The organism is Polynucleobacter bastaniensis (assembly GCF_018882205.1).
In the GTDB taxonomy this organism is placed as follows: domain Bacteria; phylum Pseudomonadota; class Gammaproteobacteria; order Burkholderiales; family Burkholderiaceae; genus Polynucleobacter; species Polynucleobacter bastaniensis.
Map to the genome: position 1 here is coordinate 201,433 of NZ_JACVOU010000002.1, position 12,776 is coordinate 214,208.

Genomic DNA, 12,776 nt, shown 5'->3' on the forward strand with positions numbered 1-12,776 from the left:
TATTAAGGCATGTTTACACACTCATCAAATCAGTTTCAAGAAATCATCAATTTCATGCTCATAGAAGCCAAAAGACGCGGTGCCTCAGATGCCGTGGCTGAAGTTTCTGAAGGCCAAGGTCTCTCGGTTACCGTTCGCAAAGGCGAGGTCGAGACAATTGAGCAAAGCTTAGACAAGCAGGTTGGCGTAACGGTATTTTTAGGTCACCGTCGAGGTAATGCCAGCACTAGTGATTTCTCTAAGGATTCTTTAAAGGCGACCGTTGAGGCTGCGTATCAAATTGCTCAACATACAGCGGAAGATCTGTGTGCCGGCCCTGCTGAAAAAGAGCTTCTAGAAAAACATCCACTCGATCTCGATTTATTTCATCCATGGGATTTGGATTCGGCAAGGGCAATTGATATTGCTCGAACTGCTGAGGGTGCTGCCTTTGCAGTCAGTAAGCAAATTCAAAATAGCGATGGCGCTTCAGTATCGGCACATCACGCACATTTTATGATGGGAACCAGCCACGGATTTATGGGTGGCTACCCATTCTCACGCCACTATATTTCATGCGCACCAATTGCAAATGAGGGCGGTAAAAAATCACTCATGCAACGAGATGATTGGTATTCCAGCTCACGCATTCCTAGGGAGTTGGCTGATCCAGCTGCCATTGGTAAATACGCAGCAGAGCGTGCACTTTCACGCCTTAAAGCAAGATCTATCAGTACGCGCCGTTGCCCAGTGATATTTGAGGCACCCTTAGCAGCAGGTCTACTGGGTGGATTAGTGCAAGCAGTATCTGGTGGTGCTTTATATCGACGCTCTAGTTTTCTATTAGATAGCTTGGGCAAGCAAGTGCTACCAAAGCACATTAGCGTCTTTGAAAACCCTCACCTCAAGGCAATGACAGGAAGTGTCCCTTTTGACGAAGAAGGTGTGAAGACCTCGGCGAGAACCGTGGTTGAAAAAGGGATTTTGCAAGGTTATTTCTTATCCACCTATTCCGCCAGAAAACTCGGAATGAAGACCACTGGTAATGCAGGCGGCTCTCATCATCTGACATTACAAAGTCGCAAGACGCCAAAGGGTGGATTGCCTGCACTCCTTAAAGAGATGGGTACAGGCTTGCTAGTTACCGAACTCATGGGGCAGGGCGTGAACTACGTCACTGGTGACTACTCTCGCGGTGCCTTTGGTTACTGGGTGGAGCATGGTGAGATTCAATATCCGGTTGAAGGTATTACTATTGCCAGTAACTTACGAGATATGTTGATGGATATTCAGATGATTGGTAGCGATACGCTGATTCGGGGTACCAAAGAAACAGGCTCTATCCTCATTGGGTCAATGACGGTTGGTGGTAAGTAAAACAACAACGTCATAAAAATACAGAGAGCATTAATAAGAAAAAACTATTTCGGAGGAGAAGACGATGCAAAGACGTTCCTTTTTAAAGAAAGCCACTATCGGTGTAGGCGCAGCAGCATTAGCTGCACCATCGATAGCACAGAGTTTGCCAACCTTAAATTGGCGTTTGGTCTCCAGTTTCCCAAAATCTTTAGATACTTTATTTGGTACTCCAGAAGTCTTTGCTAGCGCCTTGCGTAAAGTAACTGATGGTAAGTTCAATGTCAAAGTATTTGCCGCTGGTGAAGTAGTTCCAGCCCTGCAGGTATTGGATGCCGTTCAAAACGGCACAGTGGAGTGTGGTCACACTGCCAGCTATTACTACTTGGGAAAAAACAGCGCATTTATTTTTGATACGGCAGCACCTTTTGGCATGACGGCACGCCAGCAAACTGCCTGGATGCTGCATGGCAACGGTATGAAGCTGATGCGTGAGCTCTACGCCAGCTACAACATCGTTAATTTCTTAGGCGGACAAACTGGCACTCAAATGGGTGGATGGTTTCGTAAGGAAATTAAATCCCCAGAAGACCTCAAGGGACTCAAATTCCGTATCGCTGGTTTTGCAGGGCAGGTGCTGGCGAAGCTAGGTGTAGTGCCACAACAGTTACCTGCTGGCGAAATTTACTCAGCATTAGAAAAGGGCACGATTGATGCTGCAGAATTTGTTGGCCCCTATGATGATGAGAAGTTGGGTTTAGCTAAGGTTGCAAAAAATTATTACTACCCTGCATTTTGGGAGGGCGCAGCAGGGCTTTCATTTCTAGTGAATAAGAAGCAGTGGGATTCATTACCACCTTCATACCAAGCAGCATGGGAAGCAGCCTGCTTTGAAGCGCATGTGGATATGTGCGCGAAGTACGACGCCTTAAATCCACCAGCATTACAGCGACTCATTCAGAATGGCGCGGTCTTGCGTAAGTTCAATATCTCTGTAATGGATGCCTGCTTTAAGGCGAGCCAAGAAACCTATGCCGAAGAGTCTGCCAAGAATCCCCAATTTAAGAAAATCTTCGAAGACTATCGTGTGTTCAGAAATATGGAAGCGCAGTGGTTTAACTTAGCAGAGCAAGCATTCTCTCAATATAGCTTTGCTAAGAAGCTGTAAGACCCAAGTTATGAGCGCAAAACTTTAGCTGTAGATATAGAAAAACCACCCTCGGGTGGTTTTTCTTATAAGGTAAATGAAAGTATTTTTTACTACTTCTTAAATACCTGTTTTCCATTAACCCAGGTTTCATTCACCTCAATATCTCTAATTTTGTAGGCATCTGTTTTCATTGGATTCCGATCAACGATAGCGAAGTCAGCATATTTGCCTTCTTGAATCGATCCAATCTTATCATCCATCTTTAGTTGATAGGCGGCATCAATCGTGATGGCCCTGAGAGCATTATTGATGGAAATCTTCTGACTTGGATTCAGCACCTTTTGGGGTGAGACTTGCCATAAGCGAGCAGCACCTTCTGAAGCGTACTTCAGAGGATGAATCGGTGAGACAGGTGAGTCGCTATGGTATGCAAAATGCATGCCTCTTTTGATTAAGCTGGCGCTAGGGTCAATTCGATCCGCTCTTTCTGGCCCAATGAGGTGATTATGAAACGCCTCACCCCAATAGTCAGTATGTCCAATGGTGAACCCAGGAACAACCCCAAGCTTTGCTGCTTTATCAATCTGCGCTTCAGTTGCTACAGTGAAGTGCTCAATTCTTAACCTGGTTTTAGCATCAGCTGGTTTTGTGACCAACTTCGCAAAAACATTCAAAGTCTGTTCAATCGACTTATCGCCATTTGAGTGAACGGAAAGTTGCCAACCCTGATCAAATCTTGGCTTGGCGAGATCGTATAGCTCTTGCTCGGTAAAGTTGAGAGTACCCGTATTACTTGTACCCGCTGGGTAGTCATATGGCCTACTCATTGCACCAGTCAGCCCTTGATTGGAGCCATCAGCCACAATTTTGACGCCGATTAATTTAAAGGTGTCATCACCTTGCCCTGGTTTGTACTTATTGTTTGTGGTTGGATATGCATTTGAATACATATAACCTCTCACCCGAACTGGAAGCTTGCCACTTTGGGTCATGGCATTAAACAAGGCATATTCTTTGTCAACGCCAAGGTACCCACCAACCGTGATTTCAGCTGAAGTGGTGACGCCCTTGCTCACCAGTCTCTGACCAACCTTGGCAACAGCTTTTTCAACTACCTCTTGTGTGGGCTGGGGCATCTTATCGAGGAATAAATAAAAAGCAGGTGATTCATACACCACACCAGTTAAGCGCCCTTTGCTATCTCTAAGTAACTTACCGCCCTTGGGATCTGGGCTGGAATCAGTTAATCCTGCCATTTCTAGGGCCTTATGATTCACGTAAGCAATATGCATACTTTGATTCATCACAAAGATAGGCTTAGTGGTGGATACCTGGTCTAGTATGTCCGCAGTTAATTCAGACATAAATGGTTCTGTTCTAGATGGGTCAACGCCAAAGGCATTAATCCATTCACCATCTTTAAAGTTTTTACTATAGGCAGTCAGCTTCACCACCAAACTATCTAAGGTGTCATGGGGCATCGTGAAGTTGGAGAGATTAAGGAAAATCTCTTCTGAAAATGCGGTACCTATGATGTGTACGTGTGGCTCAACTAAACCAGGCATTAAGGTTTGCCCATTCAAATTAACCAGCTTTGTACCCTGTCCTTGTAAAGTCTTGAGCTTAGCCAAAGAGCCGACCTTTAGAATTTTCCCACCCTGAACTGCTACAGCCTCTGCAGTAGCTTGTGACTTATTCATCGTGACAATATCGCCGCCATAAAAAATCATGTCTGCATCGCTTTTTGCAAAAACAAACGCGCATTGGAATATCAATAGGGTAGAAAGTAATTTTGTTGAAAATTTCATGGACACTTCCTTTTAAAAACTGGTTTAAAGACAGGCGGTAGGTTGGGCGGTATCTTTATCTACGCTCAAGCGTAATGAAACTGAATGTAATTTCACCTTCAGATGCTGGAGTACGTTCTACTTCTTTCCAATCGGATGGATTGGGAACTTCAAAGAAAGTGTCGCCACCCTCTACATCAATATTAATTTCGGTGATGAAAAGGCGATCTGCTTTGGGAAAGGCTTGAGTAAAGAGCTGCTCTCCACCAATCACAAAGACCCGCGGGAATTCACTCAAGGTGGCAAGTGCTGCGTCCAGAGAGTTCACTACTTCTGCACCTGTTAGTTGCAACTCATGATTACGACTCACCACAATATTGCGACGTCCTGGAAGAGGGCGGCCAATCGATTCCCAAGTCTTGCGACCCATGATGACAGGGTAGCCCATCGTTACCTTTTTGAAGAACTGCAGGTCAGCAGAAATCTTCCAAGGCATTTGATTGTCTTTGCCAATCACGTGATCACGTGAGCGGGCAACAATCATAGAGATGGCAGTGTGCTTATTTGTGGTCATGGGTAATCTCATTCCTTAAACAGCTACAGGAGCTTTAATAGCAGGGTGGGATTCATAGCCAGTGATTTCAAAGTCTTCGAATTCATAATCAAAGATAGAGTCGGGCTTACGCACAATATTAAGCTTAGGTAGCGAGAAGAAGTCTCTCGAGAGTTGAAGATCAACTTGTTCCAAATGGTTGCTATAGAGGTGGCAGTCGCCACCAGTCCACACAAAGTCACCCACCTCTAAATTGCACTGCTGCGCCATCATGTGAGTCAGTAGGGCATAGCTAGCAATATTGAAGGGTACCCCCAAGAAGATATCCGCACTGCGTTGATAGAGTTGGCAAGATAGCTTGCCATCAGCAACATAAAACTGAAAGAAAGCGTGGCAAGGTGCCAAGGCCATACGAGGAATATCCGCCACATTCCAAGCAGAAACAATAATGCGGCGAGAGTCTGGATTCTTTTTGAGGGTCTCTACAACTTCGGCGATCTGGTCAATATGTTGGCCATTCGGTGCAGGCCAAGAGCGCCACTGATAGCCATAAATTGGACCTAGATCACCATCTGGTGCGGCCCATTCATTCCAAATAGAAACACCGCGCTCTTTAAGCCAGTTGTTATCGGTGCTACCTTTGAGGAACCAAAGTAATTCCAAGATGATGGACTTGAGGTGCAACTTCTTAGTCGTGACCATCGGAAAGCCCTCAGCCAGATTAAAGCGCATCTGGTGGCCGAAGATGGAGATAGTGCCGGTACCGGTTCTATCAGATTTTTGGACGCCCTTTTCAAGGACTTCCTTCATGAGATTGTGATATTGACGCATAGGTTTACTCAGTCAAAGAATTCAGTGATATTAAGAGCTTACTCGAATGTCGATGGGCTGACTCCAAGCGCTTTATGAAGCTTTGGGGAGGTGGTGGTGTATTGGAGTTGAATCTGCTTTTCGGGGGCCAGATAGGCGGCTGCAGCAAAGGCCGCTAAGGCTGCCTCATGAAAGCCCGACAAAATCAGTTTTTTCTTGCCTGGGTAGATGTTGATATCCCCCACAGCGTAGATGCCAGTAGTGCTAGTCTGAAAGCAGGCGGTATCCACAGTAACTTGCTTGCGGTCGATATCTAAGCCCCAGTCAGCAATTGGGCCTAATTTAGGGGAGAGCCCATAAAACAATAAGAGTGCATCTAATGCAATCATCTGAACTTCGCCATCAATATTGGTAACGGCAATTTCAGTAAGCTTGTCATCAGAGGATTCAAGGCCTGTAATTTGCCCGATGATGAGTTGCATCGTGCCAGCAGCACAAAGAGTGCGCATCTTGGCAACGGATTGAGGGGCTGCTTTGAATTCATCTCGGCGATGTATGAGTGTCACACTGGCTGCTTGATCTGCAAAATGCAATGCCCAATCTAAGGCAGAATCTCCGCCACCACAAATCACCATGCGCTTGCCAGCAAATTGTCCAGGATTTCTGACGCGATAGAAAACTTGTTTATCGACAAAAGCCTCGATGCCATTTAGATTGAGTGTGCGTGGCTGAAATGCACCAACGCCAGCAGCGACAAAAACAGCCTTGCTCAAAAATTGCTGGTCTTGGGATGTGCGAATCAGAAAGCGACCATCAGCCTGCTTCTCAAGGGTAGAGACCTCTTGATTTAAGTGAAACTGTGGTTTGAATGGCTCAATTTGTTTTAGAAGATTGCTAACCAGCTCACGACCAGTGCAAACCGGAATTGCTGGAATGTCATAGATCGGTTTATCTGGATAAAGCTCGGTACATTGACCACCTACTTCAGGCAATGAATCAATGACGTGCGCTTTAATTTCCAGGAGACCAAGTTCGAAGACTTGGAAGAGCCCCACCGGACCGGCGCCAATAATGACTGCATCGGTTTCAATGGGGGAGTGCAATTTACTTTACCAGCTGATCAATTTTGTTTTTAACGTCTTTCCACTCATCCGCATCTGGAAGGGCTGCTTTGGATTTGGTGATAGATGTCCAGCCTGGGGAAAGATCTGCATTTAGTTTGATGAAAGACTGTTGATCTCCCGGTACATCATCTTCCGCATAAATTGCATTGACTGGACATTCTGGTACGCAGACTGCGCAATCGATACATTCATCAGGATCAATCACTAAAAAGTTAGGGCCTTCGCGAAAACAATCGACTGGGCAGACATCAACGCAATCAGTGTATTTACAGCGGATACAAGCTTCGGTAACAACGTAAGTCATGATGATTTGGAGGTTAAGAGCCCAAAATGGACTGCAGTTTGTAAAAACTCAATTTTAGCCGAAATAGCCTTTCTTTTAAGCAAACCTCATATTTTTCCATTAGGCCAAGCCTCTTTAGTTGATTTTTGAGGATTCGAAATATCCTATAATTTTTAATTCATAAAAAGGGCGTTTCCTCATGAAAATATTGATTGTTGGTGCTGGGGGTATTGGTGGCTTTTTTGGCGCCAAACTACATCAATCGGGTGCGAATGTTACCTTCTTGCTGAGAGAACAGCGCCAACAGCTTATTCAGAAACAAGGCTTGACGGTTGAGACTCCGAGAGGGAGCTTTACCATTCGCCCAGCAACGGTTCTAGCTAGCCAATTAGAGCCTATATATGATCTAATTATTTTGGCTTGCAAAGCCTTTGATTTAAAGGATGCGCTTGGTTCAATCATCAAGGCAAGCTCAAAAGGAGTCATCCTGCCATTTTTAAATGGTTTCACCCATCTTGATACCCTGGATCGCCATTTTGGCAGGGAGCGGGTCATGGGCGGTGTCGCCCACATTGGTGCCACCATTTCCGAATCAGGCGCTATCAAACAATTGACGGAATTAAATTCGTTAACGATTGGCCCCAGAACGCTGGGGCAAGAAGCCTTGTGTCAGACATTTTTTGCCCTCTGCAAAAAAGCGGATTTTGATTCTTTTTACAAGGAAAATATTGAGCAAGCTCTGTGGGATAAATGGACTTTCCTAGCAACTCTCGCAGGCATGACAACAATCTGTCGCGGTTCGGTTGGGGATATCGTAGCAACTCCTTACGGCAAGGATCTCGGCGAGAAAATGTTTGCTGAATGCTGCGCCATTGCTGCAAGCCAAGGGCGACCAATTGATGGATCTACGCAATCAATTTCTCAAGATATTCTCGTCAAGGAGGGGTCGCCTTTTACGGCTTCAATGTTGAGAGATTTGCTTGCGGGCAAGAGAGATGAGCACGAGCATATCTTGGGGGATTTGATTAGTTTTGCTAATTTGAGCTCTATAGACTGCCCTCTATTAAAAATTACTCATACCCATATGGCGGTAGAGAGCAAAGGAAGGATTTGAGCAGGGCTTTCCCTAGGGCTTTACATGTTCAGAGAGAAAGCCTAATTGATTACACTTTATGAATAGTCATTAATAGAATCTACAAAGAAAGAACAGAACATGGAAGAGTATCGGCTGAAGATCGATAAAACAGAAAAACCATTATTGATCATTGATTACACTTTTGGGGGAGACCGCAATCTGGAGTTAATGAAATCAACAAACCTGCCTACTGGCTTGCAAAATGCTAAGGTAAAGACTGAGTTTGATTTGGCGTATGCATGGAGTGATTTTGCACGTAAGTATCTGGAGAAAACAAAAGAGATTGCAGCAACCCCTATTTGCTGGCAAGGACACTATGATCAGCTTGGTAGGGTGATGCTTGAAATGATGCGTTTAAGTAGGGATAGACAAGAACTGGTAAATCAAGATGGCGTTTACGACATTATTCCCAACCTAGAGGAAATCCCGTTTGTTAGTAAGCCCTCTCGCCTTGAAGACAAGATGTTTTGCCGTATCTGGCTTTCTTTAATTCGTCATCCTGCCTTTATTGAGATGGAGTTAGATGAGGATGAGTTGGCATCATTCAACTACTGGCAAGGTTTATTTACAGTTGCTTTGGGCAAGACGAATAGTGAGCTACTGAATCAGATGACTTAAAGTGGTTGGTATGGGATAAAAAAAGCGCTCCGTTAAGAGCGCTTTTTCTTTTAGCAAAACTGCCTAGTCTCATTAACCTCCGTAGAGGAACTTCGGTAGCCACAATGTCATGCCTGGCCAAGCATACATAAAGACCATGCATGCAATAACGATAAACATATAAGGCATCATGCCTGCAAAAATCTGATTGAGCGTAACGCCTGGTGGCGAGACTCCCTTGAGATAGAAGGCAGACATCGCAACGGGTGGTGACAAGAATGCTGCTTGCAAGTTCACAAAGACCAAGGTACCCCACAAGAGTGGATCGATGTTGAAGTGAGTCAACAAAGGTAAGAAGATCGGCACGAATATCACAATAATTTCTGTCCACTCCAAAGGCCATCCTAGGAAGAAGATGATCGCTTGAGAGAGCAGCATAAATTGGATTGGCGTTAGTTCTAACATCAGCACCCATTTCTCAATGAGTGTTTGACCACCCAAAATGGTAAATACAGCAGAGAAGAGCGCTGAGCCTACGAACAGCCAGCACACCATCGATGTGGTCTTGGCTGTCAAGAAAACTGCTTGCTTGGTGCGATCAAAGTTTAAGGTGCCAGCTTGAAATGCCAGAATAAAAGCACCTAATGCACCTACTGCGGCAGATTCAGTGGCGGTAGTAATGCCTAATAGGATGACGGCCAGCACTAAGAGTGTCAGAACACCTAATGGCATCACAGATTCAATTAGTAGCTTAAGAATCTCAAACTGTTCCTCATCTAACTTAATGTAGTAATAGATGAGCAATAGGCCGAAGAGGATGCAGGTCAAGCCAAAATAAAGCTCGAAGTTCTCTGGCGGTCCTACGGCTGCCTCTGAAGCGGCATCTGCTGATGGAGCATCTCCGGCAGCGGCATCTATTGCAACCAATGGAGCATCATCTTCAGGCTCTTTAGATTTAATGTTGTTAGAGGTAGCATCAAGCGATACGAGAGCTTCTTCAACAGGTTCTGCAACGCTTGTAGATGCTTTAGCAACTTGAGTCGCTACTGGAACATTGAGTGCATCTCTTTCATTTTGTTGATGAATGATGACATACCACCATACTCCCCACATCGTGACTGCAATCAAGATCAATGGGGCCAGAGCTGCCAATACATTTTTGATAATTTTTCCAAATGAAAGTCTGGAGTCAAGAGGTGCATTTAACAATTTACCTGGCGAGAAGAGGGCCTTAAATGTGGCTACCAACATATTGCTGGAATAGTGCTCACGTAAAAAATGAATAGGCGCAGGAACTGGGACTATCAATTGCTCTGGTGCAAGCTTAGGCGCAACTTTGGGATTAATTAAGGCCCAAGCAATGATATAAACCAAATACAAAAAGGCAAGGAAAAATCCTGGCACCATGGCAGCAGCATAGAGTTTGACAACGGATTGGCCAGCTACTGCTGCGTACACAATAATCATGACCGAAGGCGGAATCAAAATGCCTAAGGTGCCACCAGCGGTAATAACGCCAGCAGCTAGTCGCGTATCGTAACCCGCATTAAGCATCGGTTTCATGGCAATCACACCCATGAGAACAACGACGGCACCAACGAGACCGCTTGCAATACCCCAGAAGGTACAAACAATTAGAGTAGCTACAGCCAAAGAGGCTGGCAGTCGACGGAATGCTAGCTGAATGCTGTAGAACATCTTATCTACCAGCGCCCCTCGTTCCATCACATATCCCATTAATACAAAGAGCGGAATGGATAAGAGGACATCATTCGTCATACCTCCGAAAGTTCTTTGCACCATCAGAGTAAACACTTTATTTGCAGTCCAGTTTTGCGATGGGTCGTAAAAGGCTGCAAAACCAAACATCATGCCCAAACCCATTAGGGTAAAGGCGGTTGGGAAGCCCAGCATAATTACAACAATAATCAAGCTGAGCATAACTAGGCCAAGAATCGGATCACTCATGATTTTTCTCTTTAGTTTGTCCAATACGATGATGAGCTGCTTCATCGATGGATTTAGCATTTTTGATTGCTTGTTGACGAGACTCTTCATCAACGTGAGTAGAGGCAGCCAATTGCTGTTCAACCACGTCAATTTCTGCGGCATCTTTTAAGCGTGCTGGCCATTCACCAGTTTTAAGGCAAACAATACAACGTAAAATTTCAACAATGCCTTGAAGCAGGACAAATGCTCCTGCAACCGGAATAATAGTTTTAAACGGATAGAGCGGCGGGCCGTTGGCAATCTGGGTAGTGTGCTCGCCTATGCGCCAAGATTCTGCAGCATAGGTATAGCCTGCATAAACCAAGGCAGTGATTCCTGGCAGGAAAAAAGTGATGTATAAAATCAAATCCAGGGTTGCCTGCGTCCGAGGCTTCATCGATCCGTAAAGAAAGTCGCCGCGAACGTGCCCATTTTGTGCCAAGGTATAAGCCCCACACATCATGAAGAGTGTACCGTAGGCCATCACGGATAACTCACCAATCCAAGCTGATGGAGAATTAAATGCATAGCGCCTCACCACGTCGGTGACCACCATGAGCATCAATACAACGACAAGCCATGCAGCCGCTTTACCAATAAAAGTACTAATTTCATCTACAGTTAACATGAATTTATTCATGTACTAATCTCCTAAGATAATTCTGTAATTCTTAACGCCACTAAAAAAAACCGGACGGTGATGCCGTCCGGTTCAGATGCGCATGCTGCCACATTATTGCGTTAGCTTTTAGCGCTTTAAAGGCGTTTAGCCCTTGAAATAATGGTCGTAGGCAATCTTCATATCCACATTCACCAGCAAATCCCAACGAACCGCCCGTTGAGCAAAGGCTTTTTGTGAATCCAGTACTTTCTTGAACATTGGGAGTTCAGCAGCTTTCTTCGCAATAATCTTATCCCAAGCATTCAATTGAGCTACCAAAATAGACTTCGGTGTAGCGTAGAACTTCACTTTGTCTTTAGTTTGTAGTTCAACAAAGTCTTTGGAGTAGCGATCGATTGCTTTCCAAGACATATCTGCAGAGGCTGCTTGGGTTCCGTACGACAGGATGGCCTGGAGATCTGCAGGTAGGGAGTTGAATTTCTTCTTATTGAAGATAATTTCAAATTGCTCTGAGCTTTGATGGAAGCTTTGAAGCATGTTGATTTTGGATACGTCAGGGAATCCAAGGAGACGATCAGAGGAAGCATTATTAAATTCAGCAGCATCTAAAACACCACGGTCCATTGCTGGAATAATTTCTCCACCAGGTAGAGCCTGAACTGATGCGCCCATATCTGTAAAAATCTCAATAGAGAGGCCAACGGTACGATATTTCAAGCCCTTTAAGTCATCTGTTTTTGCAATCGGCTTTTTAAACCAACCTAATGGCTGGGTTGGCATTGGGCCATATGGGAAGGAGACTACGTCGAGTTTGAGGTCGTTGTAGATTTCATTCAAGAGTTGCTGACCACCACCATATTGGTTCCAAGATAGGAGTGTGTTGGCATCCATACCAAACGCTGGACCTGATCCCCACAGAGCTAATGCTGGACTTTTACCGTACCAGTAAGCCAAAACACCATGGCCACCGTCTAAGGTACCACTAGATACAGCGTCTAACATATCAAAAGCTTTAACTACTGAGCCAGCAGGCAACACCTCAATCTTGAGTCGACCACCGGACATCGCATTTACTTTGGTTGCGTAGTCATTGGCATACTCGTGGAAAATATCTTTGGCTGGCCAAGTGGATTGAAAGCGCAGGTTCACGGTTTGCGCATTTGAAATCATTGGGAAACCCATTGCAGCTGCACCGGCAGTTCCTACAGCAGCACTCTTAAGAAACTTACGGCGTGGGCTAGTGTTATTAGTTTCTGACATCCAAATCTCCTGTGGTCGTTTATTATGAAAATACTCCTCAAGTGAATAATACTAAACAAAGTTTCTTAAAATTGGCGCAAGTAAGATTGGGGGTTTCCCCTTAACATTGGTCTAATAAGTTAAAAATATAC

12 protein-coding genes are annotated in these 12,776 nt (G+C 44.9%); 4 read left to right on the forward strand and 8 right to left on the reverse strand.

All coding sequences use genetic code 11. The features are described 5' to 3' along the window. The first annotated feature begins 9 nt into the window (after positions 1-9). Together pmbA and ICN22_RS04130 are read left to right on the forward strand one after the other, a co-directional pair. The gene (pmbA, locus tag ICN22_RS04125) at positions 10-1,356 is read left to right on the forward strand and encodes a metalloprotease PmbA (protein WP_216169024.1); all 1,347 of its coding nucleotides are present in this window, start codon (positions 10-12) and stop codon (positions 1,354-1,356) included. A gap of 64 nt (positions 1,357-1,420) precedes the next feature. Then, positions 1,421-2,503: a TRAP transporter substrate-binding protein gene (locus tag ICN22_RS04130; protein WP_216169025.1), complete on the forward strand. Its 1,083-nt coding sequence runs from the start codon at positions 1,421-1,423 to the stop codon at positions 2,501-2,503. A 92-nt stretch (positions 2,504-2,595) separates the two neighbouring features. Here the strand turns inward: ICN22_RS04130 and ICN22_RS04135 are convergent, their stop codons facing one another. Genes ICN22_RS04135 through fdxA form a run of 5 tightly spaced genes read right to left on the reverse strand, consistent with a single transcriptional unit; the run spans position 2,596 to position 7,063 of the window. Next, positions 2,596-4,293, reverse strand: coding sequence for an amidohydrolase (locus ICN22_RS04135; protein ID WP_216169026.1), 1,698 nt, complete (start codon positions 4,291-4,293; stop codon positions 2,596-2,598). Positions 4,294-4,348: 55 nt separating this feature from the next. Beyond that, entirely contained in the window at positions 4,349-4,846 is a 498-nt protein-coding gene (locus ICN22_RS04140; RefSeq protein WP_216169027.1) for a dihydrofolate reductase, read from the reverse strand. Between the two features lie 15 nt (positions 4,847-4,861). Beyond that, positions 4,862-5,656: a thymidylate synthase gene (locus ICN22_RS04145; protein ID WP_216169028.1), complete on the reverse strand. Its 795-nt coding sequence runs from the start codon at positions 5,654-5,656 to the stop codon at positions 4,862-4,864. Between the two features lie 38 nt (positions 5,657-5,694). Further along, the gene (locus ICN22_RS04150; protein ID WP_216169029.1) at positions 5,695-6,738 is read right to left on the reverse strand and encodes an NAD(P)/FAD-dependent oxidoreductase; all 1,044 of its coding nucleotides are present in this window, start codon (positions 6,736-6,738) and stop codon (positions 5,695-5,697) included. A 1-nt stretch (position 6,739) separates the two neighbouring features. Next, positions 6,740-7,063, reverse strand: a complete 324-nt coding sequence (gene fdxA / locus ICN22_RS04155) for a ferredoxin FdxA (RefSeq protein WP_215308070.1) — start codon at positions 7,061-7,063, stop codon at positions 6,740-6,742. Positions 7,064-7,241: 178 nt separating this feature from the next. Between fdxA and ICN22_RS04160 the strand changes: the two genes are divergently transcribed. Further along, on the forward strand, positions 7,242-8,156 hold the full coding sequence (locus tag ICN22_RS04160; RefSeq protein WP_216169030.1) for a 2-dehydropantoate 2-reductase: 915 nt from the start codon (positions 7,242-7,244) through the stop codon (positions 8,154-8,156). 99 nt (positions 8,157-8,255) lie between these two features. After that, the gene (locus ICN22_RS04165; RefSeq protein ID WP_216169031.1) at positions 8,256-8,795 is read left to right on the forward strand and encodes a hypothetical protein; all 540 of its coding nucleotides are present in this window, start codon (positions 8,256-8,258) and stop codon (positions 8,793-8,795) included. Positions 8,796-8,867: 72 nt separating this feature from the next. On the opposite strand, the gene ICN22_RS04170 is transcribed toward ICN22_RS04165, so the two are convergent. The 3 genes from ICN22_RS04170 to ICN22_RS04180 all read right to left on the reverse strand — a co-directional run bounded on the left by ICN22_RS04170 (position 8,868) and on the right by ICN22_RS04180 (position 12,645). Then, entirely contained in the window at positions 8,868-10,742 is a 1,875-nt protein-coding gene (locus ICN22_RS04170; RefSeq protein ID WP_216169032.1) for a TRAP transporter large permease, read from the reverse strand. Beyond that, positions 10,735-11,403 (reverse strand): TRAP transporter small permease subunit, encoded by a 669-nt coding sequence (locus ICN22_RS04175; protein ID WP_216169033.1) that lies wholly within the window; start codon positions 11,401-11,403, stop codon positions 10,735-10,737. Before ICN22_RS04175 ends, ICN22_RS04170 begins: the two co-directional genes overlap by 8 nt. 126 nt (positions 11,404-11,529) lie before the next feature. After that, positions 11,530-12,645, reverse strand: coding sequence for a TRAP transporter substrate-binding protein (locus tag ICN22_RS04180; protein ID WP_216169034.1), 1,116 nt, complete (start codon positions 12,643-12,645; stop codon positions 11,530-11,532). Positions 12,646-12,776 lie beyond the last annotated feature (131 nt).